Below are 18,345 nucleotides of genomic sequence, written 5' to 3'. Positions count from 1 at the left end.
GGTGTGCGTGTGCCGGTACCGCGTGCCGGCGGGAAGACGCAGATTGGAGTCCGAACGGATGGCTTCGACGGTGAACGACGCGTCGCCGGCGGTGGCGCAGGCGCCGAAGCGCCGTCGCCGCCGGCTCGGCCGGTTGACCAAGAAGGAGATCCTGGTCGTCCTCGGCATGCTCGCCGTACCGGTCGTGGTCGACCTGGCGTTCGTCTGGGGCCCGGCGCTCGCCTCGGTGGTGCTGTCGTTCTTCCGGTGGTCGGGCGTCGGCGGGCTGCACCCGCGGGCCTGCCGGCCCTCCGGCGGTCTGATCCAGGACAACGGCTGCTTCACCGGCGTGGACAACTACCACCGGGCGGCGACCAACTACCCGCCGTTCTGGCCGGCGGTCGAGCACAACGTGCTGTGGCTGCTGGTGTTCATCGTGATCGCCACCCCGCTGGGGATGCTGTTCGCGGTGGTCATCGACCGCGGTATCAAGGGCAGCCGGGTCTACCAGAGCGTGCTGTTCCTGCCGGTGATGCTGTCGCTCGCGCTGATCGGGATCATCTGGGAGTTCGTCTACTCGCCGAACTACGGCCTGATCAACACGGTGATCGGCCACAACCAGGACAACAACCTGATCGACTGGCTGGGCAACCCGCACCTGAACCTGTGGGCGGTGCTGGTGGCGGCGACCTGGCGACAGGCCGGGTACGTGATGGTGCTCTACCTGGCCGGACTGAAGGCCGCCGATCCGGCGCTGCGCGAGGCGGCACAGGTCGACGGCGCGAATGCGTGGCAGACGTTCTGGCGGGTCATCTTCCCGACGCTGCGGCCGATCAACATCGTGATCATCGTGGTCACGGTGATCGAGTCGCTGCGCGCGTTCGACCTGGTCTACATCATCAACAAGGGCTCGAACGGGCTGGAACTGCTGTCGGTGCTGGTCACCAACAACATCGTCGGCGAGACCTCGCAGGTCGGCTTCGGTTCCGCGCTGGGCGTGGTGCTGCTGGTCATCTCGCTGATCCCGATCTCGATCTTCCTGTACCAGAACTTCAAGCGGAAGGAAGGCCGATGACGGCCGACGGTGCACTCGCCCGGGGTGGCGTGGTGCGGCAGCAGGCCGGGCGGCGGTTCCCGATCGGCCGGATCCTGTCCTACGTGCTGATGATCGGCGCGACGGTGCTGTGGCTGGTGCCGATCCTGTTCGCGCTGTACGTCTCGCTGCGGCCGTACGCGGAGACGTCCAAGCTGGGGTACGTCTCGCTGCCGCACAAGCTGACGTTCTCGAACTACGTGAACGCCTGGCAAGAGTCGGACATGTTCCACTTCTTCCTGAACTCGGTGCTGATCACGCTCCCCGCCGTGATCATCACGCTGTTCCTGGCGTCGCTGGTGGCGTTCGTCCTGACCCGGGTGAACATCAAGATCAACGTTGCGTTGCTGATCCTGTTCACCGCCGGCAACCTGCTGCCGCAGCAGGTCATCATCACCCCGCTGTACCGGCTCTACCTGCTGATCCCGCTGCCGCACTTCCTCGCCGACAGCGGCCTGATGTACAACTCGATCGCCGGCCTGGTCGCCATCAACGTGGCGTTCCAGCTCGGGTTCTGCGTGTTCGTGCTGAGCAACTTCATGCGCACCATCCCGGACGAGATGTACGAGGCGTCCATCGTGGACGGTGCCTCGCTGTGGACCCGGTACTGGAAGCTGACCCTGCCGCTGGTGCGGCCGGCGCTGGCCGCGCTGGCGACGCTGCTGACGACTTGGATCTACAACGACTTCTTCTGGGCGATCACGCTGATCGAGACCGGCAGCCGCCGGCCGGTGACCTCGGCGCTGGCCAACCTGCAGGGCCAGTTCGTGTCCAACCAGAACCTGATCGCGGCGGCCGCGATGATCGTCGCGATCCCGACGCTGGTCGTCTACATGTTGCTGCAGCGCCAGTTCATCTCCGGCCTCACCCTCGGCTCGACCAAGGGCTGATCCGGGTACCCGCCGCGCACGGGGTCGCCGTCCGGCAAGCGCTTGCCGAGGACGGCGACCCCGTGCGCGACTTTCCGGAAAGGTGTGGGACGGGTGGCAGCGCGCTGTCGGGCTGCTGACACAATTGCGGCATGCCCGATGCTCGACCGCGCGTGTTCTCCGGTATCCAGCCCACCGCCGACTCGTTCCACCTCGGCAACTACCTCGGCGCGCTGCGCAGCTGGGTGCGGATGCAGGACACCCACGACTCGCTGTACTGCGTGGTCGACCTGCACGCGATCACCGCCGGGCACGAGCCGAAGGTGCTGCGGCAGCGCACCCGGGTGGCCGCCGCGCAGCTGCTCGCGATCGGCATCGACCCGGAGCGCTCCACCCTGTTCGTGCAGAGCCACGTGCCGGCGCACGCGGAGCTGGCCTGGGTGCTCGGTTGCATCACCGGGTTCGGCGAGGCGAGCCGGATGACCCAGTTCAAGGACAAGGCGGCCCGGCAGGGCGCTGAGCGGGCCAGCGTCGGGCTGTTCACCTACCCGGTGCTGATGGCCGCCGACATCCTGCTGTACCGGGCGGCCGAGGTGCCGGTGGGCGAGGACCAGCGGCAGCACCTGGAGCTGTCCCGCGACCTCGCGCAGCGGTTCAACCGGGACTTCGGGAAGACGTTCGTGGTGCCGGAGGCGTACATCCCGGCCGACACCGCGAAGATCACCGACCTGCAGGACCCGACCAGCAAGATGTCCAAGTCGTCGTCCTCACCGAACGGGATCGTCGAGCTGCTCGACGAGCCGTCCCGGTCGGCGAAGCGGATCCGCAGCGCGGTCACCGACACCGGCCGCGAGATCGTGTACGACCCGGAGCACAAGCCCGGCATCTCCAACCTGCTGTCGATCTACTCGGCGCTGTCCGGCGAGACGGTCGCCGAGCTGGAACGGCGGTACGAGGGGCACGGCTACGGCGACCTGAAGAAGGACCTGGGGCAGGTGGTGGCCGACTTCACCACCCCGATCCGGGAGCGTACCCAGGCGTACCTGGACGACCCGGCGGAGCTGGACAAGATCCTCGCGGTCGGCGCGGAGAAGGCGCGGATGCTGGCTGACGCCACGCTGCGCCAGGTGTACGACCGGGTCGGGTTCCTGCCCGCCGCGGGGTAGCGAGACCGCCGGCGGCCGGCCAGTTCTCGCGGTGCGCCGGTGGCCCACACCCGAGGCCGGGCTGTACGACAGGCGTACCGGCCGGTTAGGGTCTGCCTCGCGGGACCTCGGAGGCAGGAGGTGCGCTCGCCGGCGTGGCGCCGTCGGGCGTGGTGTGACACGGTCTTTTGCTGGAGGCGCGATGCGGGTCATCGGGGTGGCGATCGACGTTCCCGAACCCTGGGGCAGCTATCTGAACAGGTGCCGGGCCCAGGCCGGCGACCCCCAGGCCGAGTACGTCCCGACCCATCTGACCCTGCTGCCGCCGACCGAGATCGACGACGACGCCGAGCCGACGGTCGAGCGGCACCTGGCCGAGGTGGCCGACCGGCACGCCGGGTTCAGCCTGCTGCTGCGCGGCACCGGTACGTTCCGGCCGATCACCGACGTGGTGTTCGTCGCGGTCGCGGCCGGCATCAGCGAGTGCGAGCGGCTCGCCGCCGACGTGCGGTCCGGCCCGCTCGAGCGCGACATCAAGTACCCGTACCACCCGCACATCACGGTGGCGCAGGACGTGTCGCAGCCGGCGTTGGACCAGGTGTTCGCCGACCTGGCCGGCTTCGAGGTGCGGTTCGACGTGGTCGGGTTCCGGCTGTTCGTGCACAACGGCGACAGTCGCTGGCGCCCCCGCCGGGACTTCGCCCTGACCGCCTGACCGCCTGGCTGGCGGAGGTCTGTCGAGGGGGGCGCCGTTGCGGGCCGGACTGCGGCGGGCCACCCTGAGCGGGCCTGTCACTCCGCGCTGGACAGGAGCGCCCGGACCCCGGCGAGGTAGTCCGGCCGCTCCGGCCCGCCGATCAGCACCCGCTGCAGGATGTAGCCGGGGACCAGCCCGAACAGCGCCGCGCCGGCCTGCTCCGGATCGGTACCGGCGGGCAGCACCCCGGCCGCCGTGGCCCGTTGCGCGTAGCCGACGAACAGCGCCCGCAGCCGCTCGTACGTGCTGGCGACGAACTCGGACATCGTCGCGTCGTGCATCGACTCGCCCCACACCTGGACCGCGAGCCGCAGGATGCCGCCCTCACCGACGTGCCGGTCGACCTCGGTGAGGACGCTGTCGAGCAGCTGCGGGACCGGCGGGGGCGGATCGGCGGTCAGGCTCGCCCCGACCCCGGCGAGGACCTGGCCGATCGTCTCGCCGGCGATCGCGGTCATGATCTCGTCCTTGCTGCGGAAGTAGCCGTAGACGGCGCCGGCGGACAGCCCGGACTCGGCCAGGATGTGCTGCATCGAGGTGCGGTGGAACCCGTTGCGGTCGAAGCAGCGGCGGGCGGCGTCGAGGATCTGGCGTCGCCGCGCGGTGCGGTGTTCCGCGGAGACCCGGGGCATGCCGCCACAATAAAACGAATGTTCGTTCTTGACAACCGCGACCCGTGCGGCGCACCCTGGGACTAAAGGAGAACGACCATTCGTTTTTTGGAGCGGTCATGAACATCCGCACCGTCGAATCCGGTACCGAGGCGCCCGACACCGCCCGCCGGCGCACCGTCGGCCCACTGGTCGGCATCGTGCTGGCCGTCGTCGCCGTGCAGGCTGCGCTGCTCACCATGTTCGCCTGGCCGGCGCTGCACAGCGCCCCCCGCGACCTGCCGATCGTCGTGGCCGGCCCGGCACCCGCCGCGCACCAGCTGGCCGGCCAGCTCGCCACCGCCAAGCCCGGCGCGTTCGACGTCGACACCGTCGCGAGCAGCGCCGCGGCCGACCGCGCGCTGCGCCAGCGGGACGCGTACGGGGCGTTCCTGATCGGCCCCGGCGGGGTGCGGCTGCACGTGGCGTCGGCCGCGTCGCCGCAGATCGCGACGCTGCTGCGGCAGGTCGCCCAGGCCGCCGAGCAGCGCACCGGCGCGCACGTCACGGTCACCGACGTGGTACCGACCGACTCCGACGACCCGAACGGCGTCGTGCTGTCGATCGGCATCCTGCCGCTGGTGATGACCAGCATGCTGGCCGGCATCCTGCTCGGGCTGGCGATCTCCTCCCGGTGGCTGCGGCTCGTCGGGGTGCTGCTGTTCGCCGTGCTCGCCGGGCTGGCGTCGATGGCGATCGGGCAGTACGCGCTGGGTGCGGTGCCGGGCGACTACCTGCTCAACGCCGCCGTCGTCGGGCTCCTGGCGCTGTCCGTGGCCGGCAGTATGGCCGGGCTGGTCGCGCTGCTCGGCGCGCCCGGCGCCGGCCTCGGGGTGGCCGTGCTGTTCGTCGTCGGGATCCCGCTGGCCGGGCTGACCTCGGCGCCGGCGCTGCTGCCGACCGGGTGGGGCGCCGTCGGCCAGTACCTACCGCCCGGCGCCGGCGGCACGCTGCTGCGCTCGGTGGTCTACTTCGACTCGGCCGGTGCGGCCACACCCCTCGCGGTACTGGCCGGCTGGGCGGTGTTGGGGCTGGTCCTGCTGCTGGTCGGGAGGGCCCGGCCGCGCCGCCGCCTGCCGCTGGCGGCGCCGAACGCCGCCTGACCGGCGGTGCCGTCCCCGGCCGGTCCCGGGATCGCCGGGACCGGCCGGGGCGCGCCGGTGTCCGACCCGGTGACGGTCGTGCCGGGCGGGGCCGGCGCTCGCCGGCTCGGCAGGCTGCTGGTCGCCGGTACGGCGGGGTCGGCGGTCGCCAGGACCGGTGACCGTGCCGGCAGTTGCCGGTGACCGTGCCGGTAGGGCTGGCGGCTGTCAGTAGATGCAGTCGTGCTTCTGCAGGTCGGAGAGCTTCACGTAGCCGGCGAAGACGGACTCGAAGTTGGCGCCGTCGCCGACCAGGTACCCGTCCGGCGCGTAGCCGGTGGCGCCCTGGGGCTCCCACTCGACCACCCGGCTGTCGACGTCCGCGTCCGCGTACACCGCGGCCCGGTCGACGACGACCGTGTACTGGCACTGGGAGAAGATCGTGTCTGGACGATGGGTGGTCGCCTGGGCGGCGGCAGCGGGGGCGAGCGCGCTGAGCACGCCGGCGGTCAGCGCCCCGGCGGCCATGGTGATCGTGGCTTGACGGATCATGTCCGTGCCTTTCTGCGAGTCGGTGACCGCAGCGTAGGGATACCGACCGGCTTGCACGGGTTGTGTCTGATATGCCTGGTGAAATCACTCAGCTACCGCAGGGGAACCATGAGTGACGCTACCGGGCAGCGCGACGGCCCCGGGCGGGCTACCGCCTCGGGGCCGTCGGCCGAACATGAAGCGACCCATGGGTGCTTCCTTCCAGATGGAAGGCCCAGGTGGACAAAGCCTGGGACCCATGGGCCGGATGGTTGCCTGGGATTCGCCGGCCGCCACGGTCGCCGACGTCGTGTTTGACATCGGGGCTGCCGGGTCGGCAATTCCAGTCGTCCGAACGGCGGCCTAGCGGACAACCACCTCGCGAGTCCGTTTACCACACATGTATCGGACCACCTCCTTTCCCACGTGGCTCGAACAGTACGCCCGCGACGCGCTGGTCGCCAAGGTCTTTTTCGCGGCGTGTCGGGGCGGCTTCGACGGGCGGTAGAAGGGCGGCGATACTGGCCCGGTGAAGCTGTCCCGACTGACCTCCACGCTGCTGATCGCCTTCGGCGGGTGGACCTGGATCATCTGGCCCCGGTTCGCGCTCGCGGTCTGGCAGGACGACCGGGCCTGGCAGCACGGTTCGCCGACCGCGTTCCTGTGGGTGCACGTGCTGCTGATCGCCACATCCGTACTGTTCGGTACCGCCATCGCGGTGCTCGGCGTGCGCGGCTGGCTGGCGTTTCGCGCCGCCGCCCGGGCCGGTGCGAACGAAAAGGCTGGAAAGATACATACACATTGATCTGGCTGGCCCGAAGGTGACCTTCCGGGCCGCTGTCGTCCGGGCAGGTCACGGCTCGGTACCGGGGTGCCAGGCCGCGCCGATGCGGCGTGTCCGCTACGACTACGCTGCCCACCGGTAACGCCACCGCAGCGGAGCGGTGGCTGGTGCGGAAGGAGACCGTCTTGCGCCGGGTGCGTGGGGTGCGGCTCGTCACGGTGCTCGCGGTCGGAGGGCTCTCGCTCGCCCTGGCCGCAGGCTGTGGCAAGCCGCCGGAGAAGAAGGCCGACGGCGGCAGCGGCAGCGGCGGCCAGTACAAGGCATGCATGGTCACCGACACCGGTGGCATCGACGACCACTCGTTCAACGCGTCGGCCTGGCAGGGCATGCAGGACGCGAAGAAGGACGACAGCAAGGTCGCGATCCAGAACACGCAGTCCTCCAGCGAGCAGGACTACGAGCCGAACCTGACGAAGTTCGTCAACGCCAAGTGCGACCTGGTGATCGGCGTCGGCGGTCTGATGTCGGACGCGCTGACCAAGGTGGCGAAGGCCAACCCGAAGCAGAAGTTCGCCATCATCGACGCCTCGGTCGACCTGCCGAACGTCTACTCGATGCAGTTCAACACCGCGCAGCCGGCGTTCCAGGCGGGTTACCTCGCGGCCGGCATGAGCAAGACCGGCAAGGTCGCCACCTACGGCGGCGTGAACATCCCGCCGGTGACGATCTACATGGACGGCTTCTGGGAGGGCGTCCAGTACTACAACAAGGCCAAGCACAAGAACGTGCAGGTCCTGGGGTGGAACGAGAAGTCCAAGAAGGGCGTGTTCGCGAACAGCTTCACCGACCAGAACAAGGGTCAGTCGCTGACGAAGACGTTCATCTCGCAGGGCGCCGACATCATCCTGCCGGTGGCCGGCGGTACCGCGCTGGGCACGGCGGCGACGACGGTCAAGAGCGGCGGCAAGCAGTCCACCATCTTCGTCGACTTCGACGGCTGCGTCAGCGCGAAGAACTACTGCTCCACGTTCCTGACCTCGGTGACCAAGGGCATCGCGGCCGCGGTGCAGAAGGCGGTCGAGGGCGGTCAGCAGGGCAAGGCGCTGACCGGCAGCTACATCGGTGACCTGAGCAACGACGGTGTCGGCCTGGCCCCGTACCACGACTGGGAGTCCAAGGTGCCGGCGGCGCTGCAGAAGGACGTGACCCAGGTCGGCGCGGACATCAAGGCCGGCAAGATCACGATCACCTCCGGGGCGCAGCCCAAGTAACAGGAGCGGCGCGGACCGTTCGGCCACCCGCCGATCCCGGTCCGCGACCTCCGGCGCCGCCCGGCGGCGGTACGGCAGCACCTGCCGTACCGCCGCCGAGGCGTCACCTACGGCTCGGTGCGCTGTCGTCCGCCGAGCCGGCAGAGAAGGGGCGGGACGCTGAAACTCGAACTGCGGGGCATCACCAAGCGGTTCGGTGACCTGGTCGCGAACGACCGCATCGACCTCACGGTGGAGCCGGGCGAGATCCACGCGCTGCTCGGGGAGAACGGCGCGGGCAAGTCGACGCTGATGAACGTCCTCTACGGGTTGCTCGACCCGGACGAGGGCGAGATCGTCGTCGACGACGTACCGCGGAAGTTCGCCTCGCCGCGGGACGCGATCAACGCCGGCATCGGCATGGTGCACCAGCACTTCATGCTGGTTCCGGTGTTCACCGTGGCGGAGAACGTCATGCTCGGTGCCGAGCGCACCAGCGCGTTCGGCTGGCTGGACCGCCGCCGGGCCCGGCGCGACGTGGCCGCCGTGTCCGAGGAGTACCGGCTGCGGGTCGATCCGGACGAGCTGGTGGCGAACCTGCCGGTCGGCATCCAGCAGCGGGTCGAGATCATCAAGGCGCTGGTCCGCGAGGCCGACCTGCTGATCCTGGACGAGCCCACCGCGGTACTGACCCCGCAGGAGATCGACGACCTGCTCACCGTGATGCGGTCGCTGAAGGCGGCCGGCAAGTCGATCGTGTTCATCACGCACAAGCTGAAGGAAGTCAAGGCCATCGCGGACCGGATCACCGTGGTGCGCCGGGGCCGGGTGGTCGGTACCGCCGAGCCGTCCGCGTCCGAGGACGAGCTGGCCGCGCTGATGGTCGGCCGCAACGTGAAGCTCACCGTGGACAAGGAGCCGGCGACACCCGGCGATCCGGTGCTGCGGGTCGACGGGCTGTCGGTGGCCGACGACCGCGGGCACCGGGCGGTCGACGCGATCGACCTGACCGTGCACCGCGGCGAGATCCTCGGCGTCGCTGGGGTGGAGGGCAACGGGCAGACCGAGCTGGTCGAGGCGATCATGGGGCTGCGGCCGGCGATCGGCGGCGCGGTCGAGCTGGACGGTCGGCCGGTGCTGTCGTCGGCCCGGCACGTGGCCGCCAGTACCGCGGCGGTGCTGGCCAGCGGGGTCGGGTACGTGCCGGCCGACCGGGGCCACGACGGGCTGGTCGCCGACTTCTCCGTGGGCGAGAACCTGGTGCTGGACCGGTACCGGAGCGCCCCGTTCGGTCGGGGCCTGTCGCTGAAGCCGACCGCGATCCGCGACTCGGCCCGCGAGCTGATCGACGAGTTCGACATCCGTACCTCCTCGCAGGCGACGCCGGCCGGCACCCTGTCCGGCGGCAACCAGCAGAAGGTGGTGGTGGCGCGGGAGATGTCGCGCCCGCTGTCGCTGCTGGTGGCGGCGCAGCCGACCCGCGGGGTGGACGTCGGCTCGACCGAGTTCATCCACGCCCGGATCGTCGCCGAACGCGACAACGGCGCCGGCGTGCTGCTGGTCTCCAGCGAACTGGACGAGATTCTCGGCCTGGCCGACCGGATCGCGGTGATGTACCGGGGGAAGGTGCTTGCGGTGGTGGCTCCGGACACGCCACGGGAACGGATCGGCCTGCTGATGGCCGGCGTGACCGAGGAGACCGCCGGTGACGGGTCGGCCGCGGAGGACGGCGATGAGTAGCGACGACGAGAAGCCGGCGGACGACTCCGGCGCGGCGGGGCACACCCCGGGCCGCGACGACGAGCCGACCGGTCAGCCCACTCCGGCGAGCCGGGCCGGCGACCCCGACGCGAAGCCGACGGGCGGCACGCCGAAGGCACAGGACGGGAAGGGCGGCACGCCGAAAGCGCGGGACGGGAAGGCCGGTGACCCGCGGCGCACCCGTACCGCGATCGTCATCGACGCGCTGACCACGGCGAACACCGCCACCGTCACGGTGCTCGCGGTCGTCCTGGCGCTGGTGGTCGGTGCGCTGGTCATCGCGCTGTCCGACCAGCAGGTGCTGGACTCCATGCAGTACTTCTTCAGCCGGCCGGGCGACACCTTCTCGGCGGCGTGGCAGGCGGTCTCCACCGCGTACGCGGCGCTGTTCACCGGCTCGATCGTCGACCCGGAGACGCTGAACTACGCCTGGTGGGGGATGGCGAGCTGGACCCAGGTGCTGACGCCGATCTCGGAGACGCTGACCTACGCGGCGCCGCTGATCGGTACCGGCCTCGCGGTCGGCCTGGCGTTCCGGGCCGGCATGTTCAACATCGGCGCGCAGGGCCAGGCGATGATGGGCGCGATCGGCGCCGGCCTGGTCGGTTTCGTACTGCCCTGGCCGCCGGTGATCGGCGTGATCGCGGCGGTGCTCGGCGGCCTGCTCGGCGGCAGCATCTGGGGCCTGATCGCCGGCTGGTTGAAGGCCAAGTTCGGCGCGCACGAGGTGATCACCACGATCATGCTCAACTACATCGCCGCGCCGAGCTTCGTGACCTGGCTGGTGGTCCAGCACGGGATCCAGCAGCCGGGCCGCAACGACCCGATCAGCAAGCCGGTGGTGGACAACGCGCAGCTGCCGCACCTGTTCGGCAGCGGGCTGCGGGCGAACCTGGCGATCATCCTGGTGGTCGCGGCCGCGATCGGGGTGTCCTGGCTGTTGCGGCGCTCCACCCTCGGCTTCGAGTTCCGGGCGGTCGGCTCGAACCCGAACGCCTCCCGTACCGCCGGGATCAACATCGACCGCACCTACCTGCTGGTGATGATCTTCGCCGGCGCGCTGGCCGGGCTCGGCGGCGCGGCCATCGTTTTGGGCAACACGCCGAACTCGATCACCCCGTCGGTGGTCGGCAACATCGGCTTCGACGGCATCACCGTGGCGCTGCTGGGCCGCGGCAAGCCGGTCGGGACCGTACTGGCCGGGCTGCTGTTCGGCGCGCTGCAGGCCGGCGCGTCGCAGATGCAGGTGACCTCGCAGATCCCGCTGGAGGTCTCGACGATCATCCAGTCGTTGATCGTCATCTTCGTGGCGGCGCCGGCGCTGGTGAAGGCGGTGTTCCGGCTGCGGGCGCAGCGGGTCGGCACGATCGGACAGAATCTGGCGAAGGGGTGGAACGGCTGATGGTCGGCCCAGGACAGGCGGTCCTCTCCGACGCCGTGGCGGAGTCCGTCGCGGTGCACGGGTACTGGACCCGGTCGCGGAAGGCGGGGCTGGTCTACCTGCTCGCCGGCGTGTTCGCGGCGGTGGTGTTCGGCCTGGCCACCCCGGCACACGAGACGGCGCGCTTCACCCTGTCGGTGCGGTCCAACGGCGCCGGCATCGACCTGCCCGCGCGGGTGTTCGCGGTCGCGTTCGGCGTGGTGTGCGTGCTGGTCGGCGCCGGCATGCTGGGCGGGTACCTGAAGCGGCGGTTCGGCGCGTCGACCGCGGTCGCGGTGACCGCGTTCGTGCTGTCGTTCCTGTGCTGGCAGATCGCCGGCCACTTCCTGCCGCTGGTCGGCCTGGCCCAGCAGACGCTCTACCTCGCGGTGCCGCTGATCCTCGGCTCGCTGGCCGGCGTGCTCGGCGAGCGGTCCGGCGTGATCAACGTGGCGATCGAGGGACAGTTGCTGACCGGTGCGTTCTGCGGCGCGCTGTTCGGTTCGATCTTCGCCAGCGCCTGGGTGGGCCTGGTCGCGGCCGCGCTGGGTGGCGGGCTGATCGGCGCGATCCTCGCCGTACTGGCGATCCGCTACCTGGTCGACCAGGTGGTGCTGGGCGTGGTGCTCAACGTGTTCGCGATGGGCGTCACCGGCTACCTGTACGACCGGTTCATGCAGCCGAACTCCGCCGCGTACAACACGCCGCCGATCTTCGGCCAGCTCAAGATCCCGCTGCTCGCCGACATCCCGGTGATCGGCCCGGTGCTGTTCCAGAACACGATCATCACGTACCTGGCGATCGTGCTCGTCGTGATCGTCACGCTGGCGCTGAACAAGACCCGCTGGGGCCTGCGGACCAGGGCGGTCGGCGAGCACCCGACCGCGGCCGACACCCTGGGCATCCGGGTCCGGCTGGTCCGGTACCGCAACGTGATCATCGGCGGCCTGATCGCCGGTGTCGGTGGCGCCGCGCTGACCATCGGCTCGGTCGGCCAGTTCGGCAAGGACATGTCGGCCGGGCGCGGGTTCATCGCGCTGGCGGCGCTGATCTTCGGCCGGTGGAGCCCGACCGGCGCGCTCGCCGGCGCCCTGCTGTTCGGCTTCGCCGACGCGCTGCAGAGCTACCTGACGTCGATGAACAGCGTGATCCCGTCGCAGTTCCTGACGATGCTGCCGTACATCGCGACGATCCTCGCGGTGGCCGGGTTGGTCGGCAAGGTGCGCGCGCCGTCCGCGGACGGCAAACCGTACGTGAAGAGCTGACATGGAAGACGGGGCCGGGCGACGCGAGCCGGGCGTGGACTGGGCGGCGCTGCGGGCGTCGGCGCGCGAGGTGATGACGCGCGCGTACGTGCCGTACTCGAGGTACCCGGTCGGTGCGGCCGGGTTGACCGACGACGGCCGCGTGGTGACCGGCTGCAACGTCGAGAACGCCGCGTACGGCGTGGTGCTGTGCGCGGAGTGCGGGGTGGTGTCGGCGCTGCACGCCACCGGCGGCGGCCGGCTGGTGGCGCTGTCCTGTGTGGACAGTCGCGGTGCGGCGCTGATGCCCTGCGGCCGGTGCCGGCAGTTGCTGTGGGAGCAGGGCGGGCCGACCTGTCTGGTCGACGCCGACCCGGCGCCGATCCCGATGGCGGAGCTGCTGCCGCACGCGTTCGACGTCACCGACCTGTCGTCCGGCACACCGGGCTGACCCGGCCGGTACGCCGGGCCGACCCGACGACGGGACACGAGGGGGAGACGATGGGTTTTGCTGCGGTCGATGTGATTCGGGCGAAGCGGGACGGGCAGGTGCTGTCCGACGCGGCGATCGACTGGGTGATCGGCGCGTACACCGCGGGCGAGGTCGCCGAGGAGCAGATGTCGGCGCTCGCGATGGCGATCCTGCTGAACGGCATGACCGGCGCCGAGATCGCCCGGTGGACCGCGGCGATGATCGCCTCCGGTGAGCGGCTGGACCTGTCCGGCGCGCAGCGACCGACCGTCGACAAGCACTCCACCGGCGGCGTCGGCGACAAGATCACGCTGCCGCTGGCTCCGCTGGTCGCGAGCTTCGGCGTGGCGGTACCGCAGCTGTCCGGGCGCGGCCTCGGCCACACCGGCGGCACTCTGGACAAGCTGGAGGCGATCCCGGGTTTCCGGGTCCGGCTGTCCACCGAGGAGTTCGTCGGCCAGCTGCGCGAGGTCGGCGCCTCGGTGTGCGCCGCTTCCGACGCGCTCGCCCCGGCCGACCGCAAGCTGTACGCGCTGCGCGACGTCACCGGCACCGTCGAGTCGATCCCGCTGATCGCCAGCTCGATCATGAGCAAGAAGATCGCCGAGGGCACCGACGCGCTGGTACTGGACGTCAAGGTCGGCTCGGGCGCGTTCATGAAGGACGCCGACTCGGCCCGCGAGCTGGCCCGCACGATGGTGGAGCTCGGTGGCGCGCACAGGGTGCGTACCGTCGCGTTGCTCACCGACATGGCCACCCCGCTGGGCCTCGCGGTGGGCAACGGCATCGAGGTGGCGGAGTCGGTACAGGTGCTGGCCGGTGGCGGTCCGGCCGACGTGGTGGAGCTGACGCTGGCGCTGGCCCGGGAGATGCTCGCCGCGGCGGGTCGGCCGGATGTCGACCCGGAGGCGGCGCTGGCGAACGGTACGGCGATGGACTCGTGGCGCGCGATGGTGTGGGCGCAGGGCGGCGACCCGGACGCGCCGCTGCCGACCGCGGCGGAGACCGAGCTGCTGCGCGCCGACCGGGCCGGCGTGGTGGCCACGATGGACGCGTACGGGGTGGGCATCGCGGCGTGGCGGGCGGGTGCCGGCCGGGCCCGCAAGGAGGACCCGGTGTCGGCGGCGGCCGGGGTGCTGCTGCACCGCAAGCCGGGCGAGTGGGTGGAGCGCGGCGACGTGCTGGCGGAGTTGCGGGCCGACGATCCGGCCCGGATCGCGCCGGCGCTGGACGACTTGCGGGGCGCGATCACGGTCGCCGACGCGGCCCCGCCGCGCCGGCCGCTGGTCCTGGATCGGGTCAGCTGACGGTTGACGTCAACGACCGGTTGACGATCTGCCATGCGTCAACTTATGGTTGACGCATGGCAGACGTCATCGTGTCCCTGGGGGCACTCATCGACCAGGTCAACTCCACCACCGACGATCCCGTGGAGCGGCTCGCCAGCGCGGCCCGTCGCGCCGGCGAGCTCAGCGCGCTCGGCGACCAGCTCATCGGTCACTTCGTCGACACCGCGCGGGTGTCCGGTGTCTCCTGGGCGCAGATCGGGCAGGCGCTCGGCGGGGTGAGCAAGCAGGCCGCGCAGAAGCGCTTCTCACCCGACTTCTCGCGCTTCACCGCCCGCGCCCGGCACGTGATGACCGGTACCGAGGCGATCGCGATCGAGCACCGGCACAGCTACATGGGCACCGAGCACATCCTGCTGGCGCTGTGCGCGGACGCCCAGAGCGTCGCGGCGATCGCGCTCGACGCGGTCGGCGGACCGCTCGCGGAGATCCGGGACGCGGCGACCGCGGCGCTCGGCCCGGCGAGCCCGGTACAGGGCAAGCCGCGGTTCACGCCGAAGGCGATGGCCGCGCTCACCGGCGCGATGAACGAGGCGATCCGCCTGAACCACAACTACATCGGTACCGAGCACCTGCTGCTCGGCCTGCTCGCCGCCGGCCCGGACGACGACCCGTCGGTCGCGGCCCGGCTGCTTGCCGAGCGCGACATCACCCACCAGGCGGTGCAGGACAACGTGGTCGAGCAGATCGCCGGGATCGTGCGCGAGCGCAACCAGACCCCGTGACCGGCCGCGGTCGGTCCGGTCGCCGGCGGGCGTTCCGGGCGGACCTCCTAGGCTCGGCACATGCCTGAACTGATCAGCACACCGACCCAGATCCCGGTGCCCGGCGGCAAGGTGATCAAGGAGTACGTGGGACGCGTCAACAGCGGCACCGAGGCGGTGTCGGTGGCCCACATGATCGCCCCGGCCGGCTGGGACGAGCCGGCGCAGACCCCGGACTTCGACGAGTACACGGTCGTGCTGCGGGGTCTGCTCCGGGTGGAACACGACGGCGGGGTGATCGAGGTGGCGGCCGGCCAGGCGGTGATCGCGCGCGCCGGCGAGACCATCCGGTACACCACGACCGAGGGCGCCGAGTACGTCGCGGTCTGCCTGCCGGCGTTCGCTCCGGACCTGGCCCACCGCGCCTGATCGCGCCGGCCCCGGGCGGCGCCGGCGACGGGCCGCCCGGCGAGGTCCACCGATAAGGGCACTCCACTGCTCACCCGCGTCATCAAACGCTGCGTGCCGCGTTGATCACCGAGAGGTTGATTTCGGGTCTCGCCGACCCGGCACGACGCAGGAGGTGACGGGGGCGTGGACGGCTCGATCCTGGACCGGATGGCGCTCGCCCCGGACCCGACCGAGGTACGGCGGGGCACGCTCGACGAGCTGAGCCGGCTCGGCGTCCGGCTGCCGCCCCCGCAGTACCCGCTGATCTGGGATCCGGGCGACCGGGTGGCGATCCGACCGCGGCGCGAACTCGGCTGCCGGGCCGCGATCCTCACCGTGCTGCTGGCGGTGCACGACGGGTTGCCGCGGCGCGGCGCGATGCGCTGGCTGCGGGAGGCCCGGCTGCTGGACCGGGTCAGCCGGCGGGAGTGGCGCTACATCGCCGGCCGGGTCGGCGACCCGGCACTGGTCGACCTGCAACGCGACACGCTGCACGGGCTGGTCTGGGTACTTGGCCTCGCCGACGACCTGGATCCGCTGCTGCCCCGGTCGGGGCGGCTGGAGATCCTGCTGCCCGACCCGTGGGCCGACCCGGCCGCGTTCGACGGCTGGCTGACCCGGCTGCCCCCGACGCGGCGCGACCCGGCCGAGGCCGCCGCGCTGCTCGACCTGTACTGCTGCCTGGACTGGGCGTACCAGGAGGGCGAGCGGCACGGCGACCCGACGCCGGGACCGGTACCGCCGGTCGCGATCGGTGCCCGCCGCTGGGCGCTGGAGTGGGCGGTGGTGCTGCGCGGCCCGTACCACGACGACCCGCCGAACTGGGACGACGTCGACCTCTCGGTCTGACCCGCTACCCGCGTCGCCGCCCGGCGTGCGATCGGTCGCTTCGCGGGGCGCGTCAGTCCAGGCGGATCAGGCGGCGGCGGACCGCTTCGGCGACCGCCGCGGTACGGCTGTCGACGCCGAGCTTGCCGAACACGTGCACCAGGTGTGTCTTGACCGTCGCCTCGCTCAGGTAGAGCCGGGCCGCGATGTCCCGGTTGGCCAGCCCCTCGGCGACCAGCTGCAGGATGTCGGTCTCCCGGTCCGACAGCGCGGTACCGGGGTCGCGCAGCCGGCGCATCAACCGGTTCGCCACCGCGGGGGCGAGCGCGGTGCCGCCGGCGGCGACGGTCCGGATCGCCTGGTACAGGTCGTCCGGCGGGCCGGCCTTGAGCAGGTACCCGTTGGCGCCGGCGGACACCGCGCGATCCAGGTCGGCGTCCGAGTCGTACGTGGTGAGCACCAGGGTGTTGGTGCCGTCCGGGAGCCGGCGGATCACCTCGACCCCGTCGATCCCGCTGCCCAGCGCCAGGTCGACCAGCACCACGTCCGGGGCCAGCGCGGCGGCCAGCGACAGCGCCTCCGCCCCGGTGGACGCCTCGCCGACCACCTCCAGGTCGGCCACGCCGCCGAGCAGCGCGACGATGCCGGCACGCACCACCGGATGGTCGTCGACCAGCAGTACCCGGATCATCGTGCGTCCGGTACGGCGGCGGCGATCACGGTGCCCCGGCCGGGCTCGCTCTCCACCGCCAGGGTGCCGCCGAGCTCGGCGAGCCGGTCGGCCGCCAGCCGCAACCCGTTGCCGCGCACCCCGTCCGGCCGGACCCGCGACGGCTCGAAGCCGACCCCGTCGTCGTACACGTCGAGCGCGATGCCGTTGTCCACATAGGACAGCGTAAGCACCGCGGTGCGCGCGTGCGCGTGCTCCCGGACGTTGGCGAGGGCACCCTGCGCGATCCGCAGCAGCGCCGCGGCCACCGGCGGTGCGACCGGCCCGGGCGTGCCGTCCACCCGTACCGTCACGGTGAGGTCGGCGTCGGCGCGGTCGGCCAGCTCGCGCAGCGCCTCCGGCAGCGGGCGGGCGCCGGCCAACTCCGGCGGCGTCAGGTCGTTGATCACCCGGCGCGCCTGCGCCAGGTTGTCCGCGGTGGCCGCCTCGGCCCGCGCCACGTGCCCGCGGGCGGCGACCGGATCCGACTCCCACGCCCGCTGCGCGGCCTGCAGCAGCATCCGGGTACTGGAGAAGCCCTGCGCCAGGCTGTCGTGGATCTCCCGGGCCAGCCGGCCCCGCTCGGCGAGCACGCCGGCGGTGCGTTCGGCGGTGGCGAGCGCGTCCCGGGTGGCGACCAGCTCGGCGATCAGCCGGCGCTGCCGGCGGGTCTGCGCGGCGAGCGCGGCGTACCCGGCGACGGTCACGCCGGCGATCGCCACCGGGGTCAGGAACAGGCTCGGCTCCACCGCCGCGCCCAGCCGTACCTGCGCCACGATCACCACCGCGGTGAGCACCGCGGCGAGCGCGATCGTGGCCCGGACCGACAGCACCGGCAACGCGACGAAGAACAGCGGCACCGCGCAGCTGGCGAAGCTCGGCGCCGCCACCACCAGGGCCACCCACAGCAGCACCACCAGCCCGAGCCAGCCCACCCGTACCGGCCGGGGCGCGCGGGCGGGCAGCAGCATGCCCAGCGCGTACGCGACGGCGAGGCCGGCGCCGAGGCCGGTCACCGCCGGGGTGGCGCCGTGCCAGCCGTGATGGCCGACGAACCGGGTCGCCGAGGCGACCAGCAGCAGGTAGAAGCCGGCGTGCATGACCGGCCGCAGCCAGGCCGGCGCCTCGATCGACGCGGAGTCGGTCGATCCGGACGGACCGGACCCGACCCGGCCGGTACCGGTCGGATCGGCACCGCCGTGGCCCTCACCAGTCACGCACCCACGCTAGCGCCGGGGCCGGTACCGGCATCGATCAAAAGGTTGATCGGG

18 protein-coding genes and 1 pseudogene are annotated in these 18,345 nt (G+C 71.6%); 15 read left to right on the top strand and 4 right to left on the bottom strand.

The features are described 5' to 3' along the window. The first annotated feature begins 58 nt into the window (after positions 1–58). The 4 genes from NUM_RS32625 (at position 59) to NUM_RS32610 (ending at position 3,801) form a co-directional block, all read left to right on the top strand. Complete coding sequence (locus NUM_RS32625) at positions 59–1,054, top strand: carbohydrate ABC transporter permease (RefSeq protein ID WP_207128773.1); 996 nt, start codon at positions 59–61, stop codon at positions 1,052–1,054. Continuing rightward, entirely contained in the window at positions 1,051–1,962 is a 912-nt protein-coding gene (locus NUM_RS32620; protein WP_207128772.1) for a carbohydrate ABC transporter permease, read from the top strand. The genes NUM_RS32625 and NUM_RS32620 overlap by 4 nt, the downstream gene beginning before the upstream one ends. Positions 1,963–2,093: 131 nt before the next feature. Beyond that, a complete protein-coding gene (trpS, locus tag NUM_RS32615; RefSeq protein ID WP_207128771.1) occupies positions 2,094–3,107 on the top strand; it encodes a tryptophan--tRNA ligase in 1,014 nt (337 codons plus the stop codon). A gap of 181 nt (positions 3,108–3,288) precedes the next feature. Then, positions 3,289–3,801 (top strand): 2'-5' RNA ligase family protein, encoded by a 513-nt coding sequence (locus NUM_RS32610; protein ID WP_207128770.1) that lies wholly within the window; start codon positions 3,289–3,291, stop codon positions 3,799–3,801. A gap of 77 nt (positions 3,802–3,878) precedes the next feature. On the opposite strand, the gene NUM_RS32605 is transcribed toward NUM_RS32610, so the two are convergent. After that, positions 3,879–4,475 carry a TetR/AcrR family transcriptional regulator gene (locus NUM_RS32605; RefSeq protein WP_207128769.1) on the bottom strand — a complete coding sequence of 199 codons (597 nt, stop codon included), beginning with the start codon at positions 4,473–4,475 and terminating at the stop codon, positions 3,879–3,881. A gap of 98 nt (positions 4,476–4,573) precedes the next feature. Between NUM_RS32605 and NUM_RS32600 the strand changes: the two genes are divergently transcribed. Further along, positions 4,574–5,596 (top strand): hypothetical protein, encoded by a 1,023-nt coding sequence (locus NUM_RS32600; protein WP_207128768.1) that lies wholly within the window; start codon positions 4,574–4,576, stop codon positions 5,594–5,596. A gap of 207 nt (positions 5,597–5,803) precedes the next feature. Here NUM_RS32600 and NUM_RS32595 read toward each other — a convergent pair whose 3' ends face one another. Beyond that, positions 5,804–6,127 carry a hypothetical protein gene (locus NUM_RS32595; protein WP_207128767.1) on the bottom strand — a complete coding sequence of 108 codons (324 nt, stop codon included), beginning with the start codon at positions 6,125–6,127 and terminating at the stop codon, positions 5,804–5,806. A gap of 508 nt (positions 6,128–6,635) precedes the next feature. Here NUM_RS32595 and NUM_RS32590 point away from each other — a divergent pair. The 10 genes and pseudogenes from NUM_RS32590 (at position 6,636) to NUM_RS32545 (ending at position 16,386) form a co-directional block, all read left to right on the top strand. Then, positions 6,636–6,911: an SCO4848 family membrane protein gene (locus tag NUM_RS32590; protein WP_207128766.1), complete on the top strand. Its 276-nt coding sequence runs from the start codon at positions 6,636–6,638 to the stop codon at positions 6,909–6,911. Between the two features lie 182 nt (positions 6,912–7,093). Next, positions 7,094–8,161 (top strand): BMP family lipoprotein, encoded by a 1,068-nt coding sequence (locus tag NUM_RS32585; protein ID WP_207128805.1) that lies wholly within the window; start codon positions 7,094–7,096, stop codon positions 8,159–8,161. A 117-nt stretch (positions 8,162–8,278) separates the two neighbouring features. After that, positions 8,279–9,880, top strand: coding sequence for an ABC transporter ATP-binding protein (locus NUM_RS32580; RefSeq protein WP_207128765.1), 1,602 nt, complete (start codon positions 8,279–8,281; stop codon positions 9,878–9,880). After that, the gene (locus NUM_RS32575) at positions 9,873–11,303 is read left to right on the top strand and encodes an ABC transporter permease (protein WP_207128764.1); all 1,431 of its coding nucleotides are present in this window, start codon (positions 9,873–9,875) and stop codon (positions 11,301–11,303) included. The genes NUM_RS32580 and NUM_RS32575 overlap by 8 nt, the downstream gene beginning before the upstream one ends. Then, on the top strand, positions 11,303–12,586 hold the full coding sequence (locus tag NUM_RS32570) for an ABC transporter permease (RefSeq protein WP_207128763.1): 1,284 nt from the start codon (positions 11,303–11,305) through the stop codon (positions 12,584–12,586). Before NUM_RS32575 ends, NUM_RS32570 begins: the two co-directional genes overlap by 1 nt. A gap of 1 nt (position 12,587) precedes the next feature. Further along, positions 12,588–13,007 (top strand): annotated as a pseudogene (locus NUM_RS32565) (cytidine deaminase); the annotation flags it as partial. Between the two features lie 59 nt (positions 13,008–13,066). After that, positions 13,067–14,344 (top strand): thymidine phosphorylase, encoded by a 1,278-nt coding sequence (locus tag NUM_RS32560; RefSeq protein ID WP_207128761.1) that lies wholly within the window; start codon positions 13,067–13,069, stop codon positions 14,342–14,344. A 56-nt stretch (positions 14,345–14,400) separates the two neighbouring features. Further along, positions 14,401–15,108 (top strand): ATP-dependent Clp protease ATP-binding subunit, encoded by a 708-nt coding sequence (locus tag NUM_RS32555; protein WP_207128760.1) that lies wholly within the window; start codon positions 14,401–14,403, stop codon positions 15,106–15,108. Between the two features lie 60 nt (positions 15,109–15,168). Further along, a complete protein-coding gene (locus NUM_RS32550) occupies positions 15,169–15,516 on the top strand; it encodes a cupin domain-containing protein (RefSeq protein ID WP_207128759.1) in 348 nt (115 codons plus the stop codon). Positions 15,517–15,705: 189 nt separating this feature from the next. Further along, positions 15,706–16,386, top strand: a complete 681-nt coding sequence (locus tag NUM_RS32545; RefSeq protein ID WP_207128804.1) for a DUF4272 domain-containing protein — start codon at positions 15,706–15,708, stop codon at positions 16,384–16,386. Positions 16,387–16,438: 52 nt separating this feature from the next. Here the strand turns inward: NUM_RS32545 and NUM_RS32540 are convergent, their stop codons facing one another. Further along, on the bottom strand, positions 16,439–17,056 hold the full coding sequence (locus NUM_RS32540; protein ID WP_207128758.1) for a response regulator: 618 nt from the start codon (positions 17,054–17,056) through the stop codon (positions 16,439–16,441). Next, the gene (locus NUM_RS32535) at positions 17,053–18,291 is read right to left on the bottom strand and encodes a sensor histidine kinase (RefSeq protein WP_207128757.1); all 1,239 of its coding nucleotides are present in this window, start codon (positions 18,289–18,291) and stop codon (positions 17,053–17,055) included. The genes NUM_RS32540 and NUM_RS32535 overlap by 4 nt, the downstream gene beginning before the upstream one ends. Between the last annotated feature and the right edge of the window lie 54 nt (positions 18,292–18,345).

This window comes from Actinocatenispora comari (assembly GCF_017312725.1).
In the GTDB taxonomy this organism is placed as follows: domain Bacteria; phylum Actinomycetota; class Actinomycetes; order Mycobacteriales; family Micromonosporaceae; genus Actinocatenispora; species Actinocatenispora comari.
Note: the sequence above shows the minus strand (reverse complement) of the source record. Positions and strands in the feature narration are given on the sequence as shown.